Raw genomic sequence first — 17773 nt, forward strand, 5'->3', positions numbered from 1 at the left:
CGCCCCCTTGGGGGGCAGCAAGCCGAAGGCGCGGCGTGGGGGCTTTTTTTGATTTGCTGGAGGGACAACGGATGACTACGACCTTGATTTCCGCGACCGAACTTGCTGCTCGTCTGGGTTCTTCCGATCTGCGGGTGTTCGATGTGCGGCATGACCTGATGGACCATGCCGCGGGGCGGCGTGCGTATGAGCAGGGGCATATCCCTGGGGCGCGCTATCTGGATCATGAAGCCGAGCTCGCCGCACCGCGCACGGGAAAAAACGGCCGCCATCCTCTGCCTACGCGCGAGGCACTGGCCGCATTGCTGACCGCACATGGCGTGGGGCCGGATACCCTTGTCGTGGCCTATGACGCCAGCGGCGGTATGTTTGCTGCTCATCTGTGGTGGATGCTGCGCTGGCTGGGGCACGAACGTGTGGCCGTACTGGATGGCGGCTGGCAGGGATGGACGGCGGCGGGCTTGCCCACGAGCACGGAGAGCCCCACCAACGCTAGCACGGCAGTGTCCCATGCCGAGCAGACCGAAAATGCCTCACTGTTGGGCCAGCCATTGGCCGATACCGTCGATGCTGACGCAGTACTGGCAAATCTGGCCGCGCCGGCTTTTACTGTGCTGGATGCCCGCGCAGCGAATCGCTATCGTGGCGAGGTTGAACCGATGGATCCCGTGGCGGGCCATATTCCGGGCGCATTGAATCGCCCCAATGGCGAAAACCTGCAGGCAGATGGGCGATTCAAGGATGCGGCGCAGTTGCGCGCCGAATTCTCGGCACTTTTAGGCGAGCGCGATCCCGCCACGATCGTGCATCAGTGCGGCTCGGGGATCACGGCCTGCCACAATCTGCTGGCCATGGAGGTCGCGGGATTGGCTGGCTCACGCCTGTACCCCGGCTCATGGAGCGAGTGGTGCAGTGATTCGGCCCGTCCCGTCGCGCGCGACGTGTGACGATTGAGACGTCGGTGCGGTCTTCTTAGCCCGCCGTGGGTGCCATTTCCAGGAACCGTGCAATCAATTGCACGGGTTGGCGTTCGCGCAGGCAATAGAGGTATTCATTCATCACGATGGTCGCGTCGGTAATTGCCAGCGTGACCAGGTCGGGATGCGTCGGGGCCTCGCGTGAGGGAATCAGGCTGACACCCAGGTCGCACAGAATGGCCTGGCGTATCGATTCGCGGCTGCCGATCTCCAGGATGCGGGCGACGGTGACTCCCGCGGCCTCGAGCGCGGTTTCGGTCAATTTCCGGGTCATCGAGCCCGGTTCGCGCAGCAGCAGGGCGTAACGTGACAGATCGGATAACTGGACCTGGCTGCGGCGGGCTAGGGGATGCTCGCGGTGCGTCACGATGCGCAGCGGGTCGGCGGCAATCATCCGGCGATAAAAATGTTTTTCGTCGCTCAGATACGATGAGGTCGCAACCTCGATACGGTAATCCTGCAGGGCCTGCAACATGGCCTGCGAGTTGCCGATGGTGAGCGTCAGGTCAATTCCCGGATACCGCTGGCTGTACCGCTGCACCGTATCCATGATGTAAAACGGCCCGGTGGCGCCGACACGCAGGTGGCCCTCACGCAGGTCGCTGGCATCGCGCAGCCAAAAATCGATCTCGGTTTCCTGCTGGACCAGTTTTTCTGCCAGCGGCATCAGGCGCTGGCCGGCATCGGACAGGTGCATGCTGCGCCCATGGCGATAAAACAGCTCGATGCCGTAGCGGGACTCCAGTTGGCGCAGCTGGCCGGTGACAGTAGGCTGGCTGATCCCCAACTGCGCGGCGGCCTTGGTGACAGTGCCCCAGCGGGCGACGGCGTAAAAAGATTTGAGTTCGGCAACGAGCACAGTGTTCTGAATTTCAATGAGGCAAAAGCCCGCACGTTGGGCCAGGAGCGCTGTCCCGCACAGGGGCAGATCCCGTGGCCCTAAATAGGGACGTGAGGCCAACCCCTAAGTAAACCAAAATTATTTGATATTTCTATTACGACATTTTTGCGTAGTGTCATAAACACACAATACGCGGTTCTCATACTGCCTCCATCTTTTACGTGGAGGCACTATGCCCCAACCCGGCCAAGCATTTCTTTCTGTCAGGCATGTCGTCAAGCGATTCGGCGTGCATACGGCGTTGGCCGATGTGTCGCTCGATATCCGTGCGGGCGAGCTGGTCTGCCTGCTGGGGCCGTCGGGCTGCGGCAAAACTACCTTGCTGCGCGCCATCGCAGGCCTGGAGCGGCAGGACAGTGGCACGATCGTGTTGTCGGGGCGTGATATTTCCCAGGCTCCGCCCCAGGAGCGCGATTACGGCATCCTGTTTCAGTCGTATGCCCTGTTTCCCAATCTGACCGTCGCCCAGAACGTGGCCTATGGCCTCAGTGGCAAGCGCGCGCATCGCAAGCACGTAGAGCATCGTGTCGAGGAGATGCTGGCGCTGGTCGGACTGGAGGGAGCGGCAAAGAAATATCCGGGGCAGATTTCCGGCGGACAACAGCAGCGGGTCGCGATGGCCCGTGCCTTGGCGCCGTCGCCGTCGTTATTGCTGCTGGATGAGCCCATGTCCGCGCTGGATGCTCGGGTGCGCGAGCATTTGCGCGTTGAACTGCGCGCGTTGCAAAAACGTTTGTCGATTACCACGCTGATGGTGACCCATGACCAGGAGGAAGCCATGGTCATGGCGGATCGTATTGCGGTCATGAATGGCGGTGTGATCGAGCAGTATGGAACGCCCCGCGAACTGTATCGCCAGCCCGGTTCGGCATTTATCGCCGATTTCGTGGGCGAGGCCAACTGGCTGCCGTTCCAGCGTGTGGATGCGCATCGTGCGCGGGTAGGGCGTCAGGAGCTGGCCGTGGAGTCGGCGCTGGACCTCGATGCCGGCAAACTCTTTGTGCGCCCGGAGGCAGTGCGTGTCAGTACGGTTCGTCCCGACGAGCCCAACGCCGTGTTGGCCGAGGTGCTGGACGGTGTGTTCCTGGGCCGCAGCTATCGTCTGGCGCTGCGTCTGGACGGTGTGCCCGGTACGACGTTGCATTCCATCGTTTCCCCTGAAATCGGAGATGCCCTGCTGGGTCCTCACGCTGCCAGCCGTTGCTGGGTGGAGCTGCCTCGCTATGCGATACGCGCCTACGCTTGAGTCTGCGATGATGGAGCCGTCTGGAAATACGTTGTCAATGGGAACACGGGGCGCTGCGGCGGGTGCCGTGCCATCGTTGGGCAGACGTCCCATGCCCGCCTGGATTGGTACGTGGGGCCTGAACGCGGGGCAGGGTGCGTTGGTGCTCGGCCTGCTGATTTTCCTGGCGCTGCCGCTGCTGGGAATTCTGGCCAAGTCTGTCATGGACAGTGACGGCAATTGGGCGGGATTGTCGGTATTGGCGGGCATCATCGGGGCCGACGGTTTCCTTGCGATGGTGGCGCGCAGTTTGACCGTTGGCGTGGTGACGATGGCAGTGGTCGTGCCCTGCGCGTACGCGTTTGCCTATGCGCTGACTCGCACGCGTATCGTGGGCAAAAGCCTGCTGCGTACGATCGCGCTGTTGCCGTTGTTGGCGCCTTCGCTGTTGCCGGGGATCGCGCTGGTGTACCTCCTGGGCAACCAGGGTTTGCTGAAAGAGTTGCTGGGCGGCGTCACGATTTACGGGTTCTGGGGCATTGTCCTCGGCGAGGCGTTCTATACGTTCCCTCATGCGCTCATGATTCTGCTGACCGGCCTGGCTCTGGCCGACGGCCGGCTCTATGACGCGACTCGTGCGATGGGCGCTGGCGCATTGCGTACATTCTGGACGGTCACGTTGCCCGGGACGCGTTATGCGGTGTTTTCCGCCTGCTGCGTGGTTTTTACCTTGACGGTGACGGACTTTGGCGTGCCCAAGGTCGTCGGCGGCGACTACAACGTCCTGGCCATGGAGGCCTATAAGGCGGTCGTCGGTCAGCAGAATTTTCCCAAGGGCGCGGCCATCGGCATCATGCTGTTGGTGCCTGCGATCCTGACCTTTGTGCTGGATCGCCGTCTGCGTGCTCGTCAAGGCGCGCAGGTGAGTGGCCGGGCACAGCCGTACGTGGCAGAAATCAATCGCAAGCGTGACGCGGTATTCCTGACATTGGCCAGCATCGTGGCGGCGTTCCTGCTGTTGATGATCGGTGTGGCGGTCTGGGCGTCGTTCGTCAAGATGTGGCCATATAACTTGTCCATGTCACTGCGTTCGTATGATTTCGACAATATGGACGGGGGCGGTTGGCTGGCATGGCGCAATAGTCTGCAGCTGGCGTTCTGCACTGCAGTGGTCGGCACCATGGTGGTTTTCGTCGGCGCGTGGATGATGGAAAAAGTCCCCGTCCGTGGTGTGGCGGCGCGCGGTTTGCGTGGCTTGGTCGGCATGCTGGCGCTGATGCCGATGGCGGTACCGGGATTGGTGTTGGGGCTGGGTTATATCTTCTTTTTCAATAGCCCATCGAATCCGTTGAATGTGTTGTACGGGACGATGCCGTTATTGGTGCTGTGCACAGTGGTGCATTTTTATACCAGCGCTCACCTGACTGCGGCTACGGCGCTGAACGCATTGGATCCCGAATTTGAAGCGGCCTCTGCCTCGCTGAAAGTGCCGCGCGTCACCACCTTTTTGCGGGTGACCTTGCCGATGTGTTTGCCCGCGGCGCTGGATATCGCTCGCTATCTGTTCGTGTCGTCGATGACGACCGTCTCTGCGGTGGTGTTTTTGTATAGCCCGTCTACGGTGCTGGCAGCCGTGGCGGTGTTGAACATGGACGATGCCGGATTCATTGGGCCCGCTGCGGCGATGTGCACGGTGATCATGGCCAGTTCCGCTGTTGCGGCTCTGCTGATGCATGTGGCCAGCCGCGCGCTGGTGGCACGTACGCAAGCGTGGCGCCGCCCTGTCTCCGTCTAATTTTTCTGGAATACCTATCATGACAGTACCGTCATTGCCCGTCCGCCTGGAGGCGGTGATTTTTGACTGGGCCGGCACCCTGGTCGATTTCGGCTCCTTTGCGCCGACCAAAGTCTTTGTCGAGGCGTTCGCGCAGTTCGGCGTGGAGGTTTCGCTAGAGCAGGCCCGTGGCCCGATGGGGATGGGCAAATGGGATCACATTCGCACGCTGTGCGACGAGCCGGCGATTGCGAGTCAATACGAGGCAAAGTTCGGCCATCTGCCCACCGACGATGACGTGACGGCGATCTACGAACGTTTCTTGCCGATGCAGTTGGAAAAAGTGGCACAGTATTCCGCCGCCATTCCCGGAGCCGTCGAGGTGTTGAACACTTTGCGTGACCGAGGTTTGAAAATCGGCTCGTGCTCGGGTTATCCCCGCAGTGTGATGGATCGCGTCATCGAGCGTGCCGCCACCGAAGGCATCGGACCGGAATATGTTGTTGCCAGCGACGAAGTGCCGCGTGCCCGTCCGGCGCCCGCGATGGCCTTGAAAAATGTCGTGGAATTAGGCCTCGCGGACGTGGCCGGTTGCGTCAAGGTCGACGATACCGCGCCGGGTATCGAAGAAGGGCGTCGCGCAGGAATGTGGACGGTTGGCCTGTTGCTGTCGGGTAACGCCGCCGGTTTGACGTTAGACGAATATCAGCAGTTGGATGCAGCGGGCCGTGATACCGCGCGCACGCGCGCCAACCAAGAGCTGTCTGGCGCTGCCCCGCATTTTCTGATCGATACCGTGGCCGATTTGCCGGCCGTCATTATCGACATCGAGTCACGCCTGGCTGCTGGCCAGCGTCCCTGAGCCTCTGAGCGACGTCTGTACTGACTCGATAAAGCATTCCCCGAATCTGATCAATCCAGCAGCCATTCGGCTGCCCCCTTTTCCTGCCCGGCGATGCCGGAATCTATCGGAGTAAAAGATGAAACACTACACGCTACTCGCCCTGGCCGCCGCACTGACCGGCGTCATGGGTGCCGCCTCGGCTGCTACTACGCTGACCGTTTATACCGCGCTGGAAGCCGATCAGATCAAGGCCTACCAAGCCGCGTTCGAAAAGGCCAATCCCGACATCAAGATTCAATGGGTGCGGGACTCCACCGGCATCATCACCGCCAAATTGTTGGCGGAGAAAGCCAATCCGAAAGCAGATGTAGTCTGGGGCTTGGCAGGCACGTCGCTGGGTTTGATGGACAGCGAAGGCATGTTGCAGCCTTACGCGCCCAAGGGGTTGGATCAGATCGCCGCCAACATGCGCGATGCCAAGGCCGAGCCGAGCTGGGTCGGCATGGATGGTTTCGCTGCCGCGATCTGCTTTAACACCATCGAAGCCGAAAAGCAGAAACTGCCCAAGCCCGCGTCATGGCAAGACCTGACCAAGCCCGAATACGCCGGCAAGATCGTGATGCCGAATCCGGCCTCGTCGGGTACGGGCTTCTTGGATGTGAGTGCGTGGCTGCAGATGTTTGGCGAAGAAAAAGGCTGGGCGTTCATGGATGCCTTGCACAAAAACATCGGCTCGTACACGCACTCGGGCTCCAAGCCTTGCAACATGGCGGCTGCCGGCGAGTTTCCGATCGGCATCTCGTTTGACTATCGCGCGGCCAAGTTGAAAGCCGATGGCGCGCCCGTCGAGGCCGTATTTCCCTCGGAAGGCCTGGGCTGGGAAGTCGAGGCGACCGCGATCGTCAAGGGAACCAAGAATCTGGACGCTGCGAAAAAACTGGCGGATTTCTCGGCCAGCCGCGAAGCCAACGAGTTGTACAAAGCGAACTTTGCCGTGCTGGCGATTCCGTCCATTGCAACGGCGAATCCCAATCTGCCGGCAGACTTGAGCTCGCGCATGATCAAGAACGATTTCACGTGGGCCGCCACCAATCGTGACCGCATCATCGCGGAGTGGACCAAGCGCTACGACGGCAAGTCCGAAGCCAAGAAGAAATAAATCAGGTTTATTTGGAAATGAAAAACTTCGACGTCATCGTGGTCGGCGCCGGCATGCTCGGTGTCGCTCACGCCTGGGCCGCGGCCAAGCGCGGCCTGTCTGTGGCCGTCATCGAGCGCAGCCGTCAGGCGCACGGGGCCACCGTCCGCAATTTTGGCCAGGTCATCGTCACGGGGCAGTCGCCCGGCATGATGTTGTCGCATGCGCAGCAGGCGCGCGAACTCTGGCTGGAACTCGCTGCAAAGGCCGGATTTCATGTGCGTGCCAACGGCGCGCTCGTGCTGGCGCGTAACGCCGATGAGGCGGACGTACTGCAGGAATTTGCGGATACGCGATTGCACCAGGAAGGCTATCGTGCACAGCTATTGTCCAGCCGCGAGGTCGCCCGTCTATATGGCGGCAGGCTCGCACATCATTGCGCCGCGATACAAGGGCACGACGATCTGCAGATCTATTCGCGCGAAGCATTGCCAGCCATCACACGCTATCTGGCGGAGTCGTTGGGGGTGACGTTCATCACCGGCACATTGGCGCGTGCAGTGGAGGGCGGTCTTGTCAGTACTACGGTGGGGGATTTTCAGGGCGGACACGTGTTTGTGTGCCCGGGGCATGATTATCTGACGTTGATGCCAGAGTTGTTCGCGCCGATGGATCTGGAGGTGACGCGGCTGCAAATGTTGCGTGCCGTATTCGAGTCCAATCCTATCGAGCAGTTGGATCGTCCGGTGTTGACGGGGCTGTCATGTGTGCACTATGGGGCGTTTTCTGATTTGCCCTCGGCGCAGGTGTTGCGCGACATCATTCAGGAGCGTTCGCCATATTTGCTCGAGAATGGGATTCACCTTTTGATCAGTCCTACGCCTTATGGCGAATTGATCATCGGTGACTCGCATCGCTATGGGCAGGATGCGCCGCCGTTCAATGACGAGGCGGTGGATAACGCAATGCTCGAGCTGGCCTCGCAGGCGTTGGGGGCGCGGCTACGGGTGGTGGAGCGTTGGCAAGGGGTGTATGGGGCGCATGGGCCAGCGCCGTTTTCCGTGATGCCGGTTGATGAGGCTACCACCGTTGCGGTGATGCATTCGGGGGTGGGGATGACGGTGGGGTTGGCGATTGGGGAACGGACTGTTGGAGGGCGTTTGGGATAGGGTGTTGTTTGCTGGTGAGGATAAGGGTTCTTTTGGCGCCAGGCCTCGCCGTGTAAAAGCGGCGCCGGGCCTATCGCACGGACTCGGCCCATGACCAGGGGCCTCGGTCCGCTTCGCGGACTAAATCCGCGCTCAACGGCCCGGCGCCGCTTTTACACGGCGAGGCCTGGCTCGCAGACTCTCTTATTCACGGCCGCGTTCAACATCTGCATGCTCGACACGTCATCAGCATTCGTGGTTCATCTCTACTGTGAGTTCCTGTCGGGGGCAAAACGCCGCGCCGGCCTTTTGAGCGACGGGTAGTCCCCGAAGGGGACCTCGGCGCCTGGTGTTGCGCCGAGCCGTTGCGATTAGGCCGGCGCGGCGTTTTGCCCCCGACAGGAACGTGTTCACAGAGAACGTCCGCGCAAGCAGACGATCAACTCATCAACTACGCCACAGAAGGCGTTAACCCCCTACGCTGCCGACGTCCCTGCAATCCCCACACCGCGGCCAACAGCGCCAACGCCGGGATATACACCCAGAACTCCGACGGCCGATGCGGATTCGGAATCTGGACGCTGACCACATCCCATCCTTGCTCCCATCCCGCTTTGCGCGCGCGGCTGCCGAATTGCACAGCGCCGATTTGAACCTGGTCACCCAAGGCTGTGATCATGAGACCCGCGTCGCTGAGCCGTTTGCGTCCTGCCGCGACACCGGTGCTGGTATCGCCTTCGGGTAACGGCGATAGCGTTACTGCAACGGTTTTCGTGAGCTCATCGCCCTCGATGTTCATGCCATGCAAGACCGCGACGAGTCGACCGCTGTCAGGCAGTTCGGATGCGACCTGATTTATCTGGGACGCCGGCAAGCTTTCGTATTTGCCATAGAGATGGTTCATGAACCAGTCCGGCCGGAACAGCATGAACGTCACCAGCAGCAGAACAGCGATCTCGACGACTGAGCAGCGCACACGGAACCAACCCAGTGTCGCTGCTGCAAAGGTCAGGGACGCCAGGGTCGCGCCGGAGATCACCAACAGCAGCTCCCACCATCCGTGCACATCGATCAGCAGCAACAGCGGATTGAAGACAAACATAAAGGGCAGCACGGCTGTGCGCAACGCGTAAGTCGTACCTTTGATGCCGGTCTTGATGGGATCCTCCCCTGAAATAGCCGCCGCAGCGAAAGTGGCCAACCCCACTGGCGGTGTGATATCGGCCATGATTCCGTAATAGAACACGAACATGTGCACGGCGATGAGCGGAATCACGAGACCGTTCTGAGCGCCGAGTTCGACCACGACCGGGGCCATCAAGGTGGCCATCAAAATGTAGTTGGCGGTGGTCGGCATGCCCAGGCCCAGAATCAGGCACACGATGGCGGTAAAGATCAGCATCAGCAGCACGTTGCCCATCGAAACCAATTCGACGAACGCAGTCATGCGCAAGCCCAGGCCGGTGAGCGTAATGGCGCCCACGATCAACCCCGCAGTACCGCAGGCGATGGCAATGCCGATCATGTTGCGGGCGCCGTCTTCCAACCCGCCGATGGCCTCACGCCAGCCGCGCTGCAAAGCAGGCGCGACCGCTTGTTGCCGGAACCACGCGGTGAGAGGGCGTTGCGTGATCATCTGCACTAGCATCGCGACGGCCGCCCAGAATGCGGACAAGCCGGCAGAGAGTTCTTCGATGCTCAGGCACCATACGAGAATACCGATGGGGATCAGGAAATGCAGGCCGGCTCGTACGGTCGGCCAGGGTTCGGGACGCACCGGATTTTTGACGTTGATTTCCTCGGATAGATCCGGATAGCGTGCCGCGATGCGCAGCAGCCAGACGTTCAGGATCACCAGCAGCGCCAGCAGTATCCAGACCGCAGAGGCGCCTGCTACGGCTTTGACGCCCATGCCGATCCAGTACACCAATCCCATGACGATCAGCGTGCCGCAAATCCCCATGCCCCAGCCCGCAAGTTTTTGCAGTGGCGTACGGGGTTTGCCGCCGGACATCATGGGCTGGATGCCGAGTTTGAGAGCTTCCAGATGGACGATGTAGAACAGGGCGATGTACGAGATCGAGGCCGGCAGAATCGCGTGGCGGATGATATCGGTGTAGGGGATGCCCACATATTCAATCATCAGGAACGCTGCTGCACCCATGACTGGGGGCATGATCTGTCCATTGACCGATGATGCGGTTTCGATTGCCCCTGCACGAATACCGCCATAGCCGGCTTTTTTCATCAAGGGGATGGTGAAAATCCCGCCTGTGACGACGTTGGCGACCGATGAGGCAGAGACCAGCCCGTTGACGGCGGATGAGACGACGGCGACTTTGGCGGGACCGCCACGCAAGTGACCCAGCAGCGCGAACGAGACTTGCATCATGTAGTTGCCCGCACCGCATTTGTCCAGCAGCGAACCCAGCAAGACAAATATAAAAATGTACGAGACAGACACGCCCAGCGCGACGCCGTAGACGCCTTCTGTCGTCAGCCACATATGCGAGGCGAGTCGCTCAATCGAGGCGCCACGGTGCGCGAGCACGTCGGGCAGCCAGGGGCCCGCCAGCACGTACAGCACGAACACGGCGCCGAGCACCGTCATGGGCAGACCGAGCGAGCGGCGTGTGACCTCCAGCAGCAGCACCAGGCCGATGGCGGCGGTGGCCACATCCATCGTGGTGGGCTGGCCAGGGCGGCCCGCTAGTTCTTTGTAAAACAGGAATAGATAGGCGCCGCAAAAGGCTGCGACGATAGCGAGTATCCAGTCGTGCCACGGCATGCGATCGCGCGGCGAGCTCTTGCGTGCGGGATAGGCCAAGTAGCCCAAAAACATCGCGATACCCAGGTGCAGTGCGCGCGCCTCGGTGTCATTGAAAATGCCCCAGCGCAGCGAGAACGGCAGTGGTGAGGCATACCAGAGCTGGAACAGCGACCATATCAGCGCACCTATCGCCAATGTGGCGCCGGCGATGCCGCCTGCTTGGCGTCCGCCTCGATCGACGTCCGCAACCAACTGCTCTAGATCAGTGGTTGTGGTGGACGGCTCAGTTTTCATCGGATTCCCCTACATGGTTGATCGGCCTGGCAGGCATGCGCGATGTGATAGGTCTTGGACGCGGCCAGGCGAGTTGCTGAATGCCGTCTCGGGGCGCCGCGCTGAGCACGCGCCTCGAGACGGTATCCGTATTTACAGCAGGCCTTTTTCTTTGAAGTACTTCTCGGCGCCGGGATGCAACGGCGCCGACAGGCCATTCTTGGCCATGTCTTCGGCCTTCAGGTGGGCAAAGGCCGGGTGCAGTTTCTTGAAGTCTTCCAGATTATCGAAGACGGCTTTGACGATGACGTACACCGTTTCTTCCGGCACGTCGGCGGAGGTCACAAAGGTCGCCGTGACACCATAGGTCTTGGTGTCATTGGGGTTGCCTGGGTAGAGTCCGCCTGGGATGGTGGCCTGTGCGTAATACGCGTATTTCTCGACCAGTTTGTCCACGGCGGGGCCGGTCAAGGACACCAATTGCGCGCCGCAGGTCGTAGCAGGATCCTGGATGTTGGCAGACGGGTGGCCGACGCCATAGAAGAAGCCATCGATCTTGCCGTCGCACAGTGCTGAACCGTGCTCGTCGGGCCGCAGTTCAGAGGCCAGCGAGAAATCTTTCAGCGTCCAGCCCATCGTGGCCAGCAGCTCTTCCATGGAGGCGCGTGTGCCCGAGCCCGGATTGCCGACGTTGAAGCGCTTGCCTTTGAAATCTTCAAACGATTTGATGTTGGCTTCTTTGCGAGCTACGACAGTAAACGGCTCGGGGTGGATCGAAAACACCGAGCGCAGCTTTTCGAATTTGCCGGCATCTTTGAATTGGCCCACGCCGTTGTAGGCGTTGTAGCCGACATCGGATTGCACGACGCCCAGATCCAGTTCACCAGCTTTGATAGTGTTGACGTTGAATACCGACCCGCCGGTGGATTCGACAGAGCAGCGCACGCCGTGCGATGAACGGTCTTTGTTGACGAGACGGCAGATCGAACCGCCCGCGGCGTAATACACCCCTGTCACGCCACCGGTGCCGATGCTGACGAACTTCTGCTGTGCCGAGGCGGGCGATGGCGCGGCAAACGCCAAGGCTATTGCCGCGCACATGGCGGCCAGCGTTCCCGTTGTTCTCTTGTTGTCCAAAGTGGGTTTGACGAACTGACGCATACAAACTCCTTTTGAGGATTTTCCCCGTGAAAACCGCCGGTGTTCCGGCAAATAATGCACCCGAGCCAGGGTGCGTGATGGGTGTGGCGCCGGATGCCCGGCGTCGCGTGATGGTTAACGATCCGGTGCTGCGGCAGACGCCGACCAGAACACTTTGTCGGCGTGCATGCGCGCTTCGATTTCACTCAGTCGATTCAATACCGCTTCACCGCCGCGAGCAGTGAGGCGGGCAATGAGGTGCTCGGCCAATCCGAGCAATCCCGCTGTCGTATGGAAAAATGATCCGGGGCCGCGTCGTGCGGGCCGCTGGCCGACCTGTTCGCGATCCGCACGATCGAACGTCAGGACGTGCCGGGCGTCTGTGGCCAACGGGGACAACGGGGCGTCGGTCAAGGCAATGATGGCCACGCCTTGTTGGGCCGCCTGGCGCGCCAGACGCACCGTGGCGGACGGATAGGGGGCTTGTGAAATGGCAATCAACGCATCGCCTTCGCACAGATTGTCGATGGCCTCGGATTGCAAACCGCCCAGTCCGTCTATCAGGATGCTGTTGCGCCGTACCAGTTGATAGGCATAGTGCATTTGAAACGCAATGCCAAAAGCCGAACGTGTGCCCAAAAAACCGACGTGACGCGCGGTGAGTAACGTTTTGACAGCCGCGTCGAATGTCGCCGGGCTGTTCATCGAGACGATAGATCCGATGGCGTTGGCTTGTATCTCGGTCAGCCTGTCATGGCCCGGCACATTGTTTTGATCTTGAGTCGCCTGCAGTTCTGCCGCGCGTTCGCGCAGTGTGGTGGGACGTTCGCCGGCCAGGGCTGCCTGGAATGGCGCCCGAAAGGCCTCATAACTGTCGTATCCCGCCGCGCGCGCCAGACGCAGCATCGTGGCTGGCGCAACACCCAAGCCCTGGGCTTGGCGCCGCATCGACCACAGGCTGACCTCGGCGGGATGGTCCACCACCCAATGCGCCGCCCGCCGCAGCTCGGGCGGCAATTGATCCAACAGACTTTGCAGGCGCTGCAATACCAGCGGTGGAGCAGAGGGAGGAGGCATGTGAGGAGGGCAGCCCGCTACGAAAAAAACACATGAGAACAGATGTGAAATGTAGAAAACGTTTGTTTTTTTTGCAATCAGGGTATTCCTGAGGTATGCGCAAATTGCCGATCTTCCGGCGGATTGTGGATCGGTATCTCCGGGGACGGGGATCACGCCAAGGGGAAGGCCGGGGTCAAGGCATCCGATTCGTACGAATGCTTTTCCCCTGGAAAAATAAAAAAGTTCATATTTTTCTTTATCTTCTGTAAATATGAGCTTATTTATTCATTTTTTCTGGATAACACGGGTTGACCCAGTCGGCTCATCCGCATATTATCTGGGTAGAATCATTTGAGTAGAAATTAATCCTGCTGAACTATTTTCAGTCATGAACACCGTACCTACGCCCGATCCGTCACAGCAGTACGACCTGCGCATCCTGCGTGCCTTGCGCCGCATCACGCGCTCGATTGCGCTGCATTCGCGCCAACTGGCCGCCGTGAGCCACATCACTGCGCCGCAGTTGATGTGCCTGCGCACGGTCATTGCCAATGGCCCCATGACGGCGACGGCAATCAGCCGGGAAATCCACGTCAGCCCCAGTACTGTGGTGGGCATTCTTGACCGCCTCGAGGACAAGGGATTCGTCCGCCGCGAACGCGGCCGCGAAGACCGCCGCATTGTTTTCGTAACTGCGACCGACGCTGGCCGCGATCTCGCGGCCGGGGCGCCGTCGCCGCTGCAGAAACATCTGGCCGACGGTCTGAATGCCTTGCCCGAACTGGAGCAGGCCACTATTACCCTGGCGCTGGAGCGCATAGTGAATCTAATGGAACAAGAAGGCCATGTGACCGAAGTACATGGCGACGTGTCCTCGCCCATTCTCGAGGTCCCCACTGGCGGTGCGCCGCCCGAGTCGGGGTTGGTCGTATGAGGGGGCAAGACCTGACCCCCTCTCTGCCAGCATCGGCCGTTCAGCCGGCCAATTCATCCACGCGTCTGCAGTTCAGGCAGCCGCGCCGCACCGACGGTGCCGCATTGCATCGTCTGGTCTCCGAGTGCCCGCCACTCGACGTCAACTCTTTATATGCCTATCTGTTGCTGTGCGAGCACTTCAGCGCCACGTGTGTGGTAGCCGAGAGTGCAGGCGGCCGCATTGATGGGTTCATATCCGCATATGTGCCGCCAACCCGGCCCGACGTGATTTTCGTCTGGCAGGTTGCCGTGCACGCCCGAGCACGTGGCCAACGGTTAGGCCGCGCCATGCTTCGAGAGCTCTTGCAACGCGATGAGCTCAAGCATGTTCGTCATCTTGAAACCACGGTAGGCCCTGATAACCAGGCCTCGCGCCGCACGTTTACCGGCTTGGCCGGCGAGCTGGGTGCGCACGTCTCCGAGCAGCCGTTCTTCGATCGGCAGTTGTTCGGCGGCGCAGACCATGACGACGAGATGTTGTTGAAGATAGGCCCGTTCACGCTGCCGCCCCAATAGGGGAGCGTGTCTGCGGTCTGTTGGAACCGGGACGCAGTGTTGCCCGAATGCCCTCTATGGCATCGGTGCGTCTGCGTCTGTCAATTCACGAGATGAAGGGAGGATTCTATGGACTTGAAAATTTTTGACCGGATGGAGTCGGAGGTGCGTGGCTACATCCGGTCGTTTCCGGTCATATTCAGCCAGGCGCGCGGCTCGCTCCTGATCGACGAAGAGGGCGGTGAATATATCGACTTCTTCAGCGGGGCAGGGACGCTGAACTACGGGCATAACAACCCTGTCTTCAAAGAGAAACTGCTCGAGTATCTGGAATCGGATGGCGTGGTGCATGGCCTGGACATGGCCACCAGCGCCAAGAAACAGTTTCTGGAGACCGTCGATCGCGTGTTGCTCAAGCCGCGCAATTGGCAGTACACCTTGCAGTTCACCGGCCCCACCGGTACCAACGCGGTCGAGGCGGCACTGAAAATCGCCCGCCAGGTCAAAGGCCGATCCAACATCATTTCGTTCACCCATGGGTTCCATGGCGTGAGCGGCGGTTCATTGGCGGCGACCGCCAATATGAAGTTCCGCGATGCGGCCGGCTACGCCTTGGGCAATACGACGTTCATGCCTTATGACGGGTATTTCGGTCCCGACGTCGACACCATCGCTTACCTCGAACGTATGCTTGATGACCCCAGCAGCGGCTTGGATAAGCCCGCTGGCGTGATTGTCGAAACGGTACAGGGCGAGGGCGGTGTCAACGTCGCTACCCTGCGCTGGTTGAAAGAGCTGGAAAAGCTCTGCCGCCGTCATGACATGCTGTTGATCGTCGATGATATTCAAGTCGGTTGCGGCCGTACGGGCAGCTTCTTCAGCTTTGAATCGGCCGGGATTCGTCCTGACATCATCACGTTGTCGAAGTCGCTGTCGGGCTTTGGCTTGCCCATGTCGCTGGTCCTGATGCGTCCTGAGCTGGACATCTGGAAACCCGGCGCGCATAGCGGCACGTTCCGTGGCAACAACCTGGCGTTCGTCACGGCGACGCAGGCACTGGACTCCTACTGGGCCAGCGATGCGTTTGCCAGCGAAGTCCAACGCAAAGAGCGTCTGGTGCGTGATTGGCTGGAAAACCTGGCCCACAGCTATCCCAACGCGGGGCTGGCCGTACGTGGCCGTGGCCTGATTCAAGGCGTGGTCGCTACTGCCGAGCCGGCGCTGGCCAACCGTATTGCGCAGCAAGCCTTTAAACGGGGTGTCGTGATCGAGACCTCGGGTGCTCAGGACGAAGTCCTGAAGCTGTTGCCGGCGCTGACGATCGAAGACGAGCTGCTGACGCGCGGTCTCGAAACGATCGAGGCCTCTGTGGCCGAAGCACTGGGTGAGTCTGGGCAATCTGCCCGTGTTCTGAAATTTGGAGGAAAACGCCGATGATCGTACGCAATGTGAAAGATGTGATCGGAACCCAAGACGAAGTCCGGACCGACACCTGGGTCAGCCGCCGTGTGCTGCTGAAGAAGGACGGAATGGGGTTTTCGTTTCACGAGACCACCATTTTTCCGGGCGGACGGACCCACATCCACTACAAGAACCATCTTGAAGCGGTGTGGTGCATCGAGGGTGATGGCTCTATCGAAACCATCGCCGACGGCAAAAAGTACGACTTGGGCCCCGGTGTCGTTTACGCTCTGAACGAAAACGATGAGCACTGGCTGTGCGGTGGCAAAGAGCCGCTGCGCGTCATCTGCGTGTTCAATCCGCCGCTGACGGGCCAGGAAGTGCACGACGCCGAAGGCGTGTATGCATTGCCCGCGACTGCGGAAGCAGCGTAATCGATCGATCGCCCGGCGATCACCGGCTCGTAGTCCAGGACTCTGATGTCTACGGCTGGTGATCGAGGGCGCAGCGATCAACCCAGTGATTAACGAATTAAGGAGGCTAATGATGATCTCACCTGCACAGGATCCGTACGCCTCACGTACGGATCGCAGTTCAGCCATCATCGCCCGCCAAGACCCTGTGGTGTATGGCGATGGCACTTATGCGGACGCGTTGTCGAGCGAACAAGTTGAAAGCTATGACCGCGATGGTTTCCTCTTGCTGGAAAACGTGTTTTCCGAGGCAGAGGTCCAGGCACTGATTGCCGAGGTCGATCGCATGACGCGCGATCCGGCGATTGTGCGTCGCGAGGAATCCATTACCGAGCCGGGCAGCAATGCCGTGCGTTCGATCTTTCGTGTCCACGTGCTCAATGCCATGTTGGGACGCTTGACCCGCGATCCGCGTCTGGCCAATGTTGCACGCCAATTGTTGGGCTCTGAGGTGTATATCCACCAGTCTCGCGCCAATATGAAGCCCGGCTTCAAGGGCAAAGAGTTCTACTGGCATTCGGATTTCGAGACCTGGCACGTCGAGGACGGCATGCCGTCGATGCGTGCACTGAGTTGCTCGGTGCTGTTGAGCGACAACAATGAATGCAATGGTCCGCTCATGCTGGTGCCTGGATCGCATCGCCATTTCATTTCCTGCGTGGGCGAAACGCCGAAAGAGCACTACAAGCACTCGCTGAAAAAACAGGAATATGGCGTGCCCGATGCCGTCAGCCTGCAGCTGCTGGTGGAGCAGGGCGGCATTCGTACCATGACGGCCAAGGCTGGCTCGGTGGTGTTCTTCGATTGCAATACGATGCATGGCTCGAACAGCAACATTTCGCCGTGGCCGCGTGCGAATGTGTTCATGGTCTACAACAGCATGGAAAACACGCTGAATCCGCCGAAGTATGGCTTGGATCCTCGGCCGGAGCATATTGCGACCCGCCAGGCATTCAAAGCGGTGACGCCGTTGGATGCGTTGAAGCTGGTGGAGTCGTAGCGCGATGCGCGGGGGCGGCAGCGATCATGCTGCCGCCGTCTCCAGACTAAAGGCAGCGCGAGTCAGTCAACGTTAATAATCAATTGGCTCGCGCGTTTGGCGTATAGGACCAACCTTCGGCTTGGATCGAATTCATACTCGATCCAAGCCGAAGGTTGGTCCTATTTTTTATTTGCGGAT

General features: G+C 60.1%; 15 protein-coding genes. 11 read left to right on the forward strand and 4 right to left on the reverse strand.

Features of this window, described 5'->3' with window-relative positions; translation table 11 throughout:
• Positions 1–71 precede the first annotated feature (71 nt).
• The gene (locus tag ACYVI2_RS27045; protein ID WP_415821027.1) at positions 72–947 is read left to right on the forward strand and encodes a sulfurtransferase; all 876 of its coding nucleotides are present in this window, start codon (positions 72–74) and stop codon (positions 945–947) included.
• 25 nt (positions 948–972) lie between these two features.
• On the opposite strand, the gene ACYVI2_RS27050 is transcribed toward ACYVI2_RS27045, so the two are convergent.
• Entirely contained in the window at positions 973–1836 is an 864-nt protein-coding gene (locus ACYVI2_RS27050) for a LysR family transcriptional regulator (RefSeq protein WP_415821021.1), read from the reverse strand.
• 214 nt (positions 1837–2050) lie between these two features.
• Here ACYVI2_RS27050 and ACYVI2_RS27055 point away from each other — a divergent pair, with 214 nt between their 5' ends.
• From ACYVI2_RS27055 to ACYVI2_RS27075, 5 genes are all read left to right on the forward strand, one after another.
• Entirely contained in the window at positions 2051–3124 is a 1074-nt protein-coding gene (locus tag ACYVI2_RS27055; RefSeq protein WP_415821022.1) for a putative 2-aminoethylphosphonate ABC transporter ATP-binding protein, read from the forward strand.
• A gap of 37 nt (positions 3125–3161) precedes the next feature.
• On the forward strand, positions 3162–4898 hold the full coding sequence (locus ACYVI2_RS27060) for a putative 2-aminoethylphosphonate ABC transporter permease subunit (RefSeq protein WP_415821028.1): 1737 nt from the start codon (positions 3162–3164) through the stop codon (positions 4896–4898).
• A 19-nt stretch (positions 4899–4917) separates the two neighbouring features.
• Positions 4918–5739 (forward strand): phosphonoacetaldehyde hydrolase, encoded by an 822-nt coding sequence (gene phnX / locus ACYVI2_RS27065; protein WP_415821023.1) that lies wholly within the window; start codon positions 4918–4920, stop codon positions 5737–5739.
• 118 nt (positions 5740–5857) lie between these two features.
• Positions 5858–6880, forward strand: coding sequence for a putative 2-aminoethylphosphonate ABC transporter substrate-binding protein (locus tag ACYVI2_RS27070; RefSeq protein ID WP_415821024.1), 1023 nt, complete (start codon positions 5858–5860; stop codon positions 6878–6880).
• 17 nt (positions 6881–6897) lie between these two features.
• Positions 6898–8028, forward strand: coding sequence for a TIGR03364 family FAD-dependent oxidoreductase (locus ACYVI2_RS27075; RefSeq protein WP_415821025.1), 1131 nt, complete (start codon positions 6898–6900; stop codon positions 8026–8028).
• 430 nt (positions 8029–8458) lie between these two features.
• Here the strand turns inward: ACYVI2_RS27075 and ACYVI2_RS27080 are convergent, their stop codons facing one another.
• From ACYVI2_RS27080 to ACYVI2_RS27090, 3 genes are all read right to left on the reverse strand, one after another.
• On the reverse strand, positions 8459–11071 hold the full coding sequence (locus tag ACYVI2_RS27080) for a TRAP transporter permease (protein WP_415819585.1): 2613 nt from the start codon (positions 11069–11071) through the stop codon (positions 8459–8461).
• Positions 11072–11203: 132 nt separating this feature from the next.
• Positions 11204–12211 carry a TAXI family TRAP transporter solute-binding subunit gene (locus ACYVI2_RS27085; RefSeq protein WP_415819586.1) on the reverse strand — a complete coding sequence of 336 codons (1008 nt, stop codon included), beginning with the start codon at positions 12209–12211 and terminating at the stop codon, positions 11204–11206.
• A gap of 114 nt (positions 12212–12325) precedes the next feature.
• Positions 12326–13267: a MurR/RpiR family transcriptional regulator gene (locus tag ACYVI2_RS27090; RefSeq protein WP_415819587.1), complete on the reverse strand. Its 942-nt coding sequence runs from the start codon at positions 13265–13267 to the stop codon at positions 12326–12328.
• A gap of 370 nt (positions 13268–13637) precedes the next feature.
• On the opposite strand from ACYVI2_RS27090, the gene ACYVI2_RS27095 reads away from it, so the two are divergent.
• From ACYVI2_RS27095 to thpD, 5 genes are all read left to right on the forward strand, one after another.
• Positions 13638–14183 (forward strand): MarR family winged helix-turn-helix transcriptional regulator, encoded by a 546-nt coding sequence (locus tag ACYVI2_RS27095; protein WP_415819588.1) that lies wholly within the window; start codon positions 13638–13640, stop codon positions 14181–14183.
• Positions 14180–14740: a diaminobutyrate acetyltransferase gene (ectA, locus tag ACYVI2_RS27100; protein ID WP_415819589.1), complete on the forward strand. Its 561-nt coding sequence runs from the start codon at positions 14180–14182 to the stop codon at positions 14738–14740. The genes ACYVI2_RS27095 and ectA overlap by 4 nt, the downstream gene beginning before the upstream one ends.
• 108 nt (positions 14741–14848) lie before the next feature.
• Positions 14849–16156 carry a diaminobutyrate--2-oxoglutarate transaminase gene (gene ectB, locus ACYVI2_RS27105; RefSeq protein WP_415819590.1) on the forward strand — a complete coding sequence of 436 codons (1308 nt, stop codon included), beginning with the start codon at positions 14849–14851 and terminating at the stop codon, positions 16154–16156.
• Positions 16153–16554: an ectoine synthase gene (locus ACYVI2_RS27110; protein ID WP_415806023.1), complete on the forward strand. Its 402-nt coding sequence runs from the start codon at positions 16153–16155 to the stop codon at positions 16552–16554. The genes ectB and ACYVI2_RS27110 overlap by 4 nt, the downstream gene beginning before the upstream one ends.
• A 112-nt stretch (positions 16555–16666) precedes the next feature.
• A complete protein-coding gene (gene thpD, locus ACYVI2_RS27115) occupies positions 16667–17593 on the forward strand; it encodes an ectoine hydroxylase (protein WP_415819691.1) in 927 nt (308 codons plus the stop codon).
• Positions 17594–17773 lie beyond the last annotated feature (180 nt).

The sequence above is a fragment of the Bordetella tumbae genome (assembly GCF_054780995.1).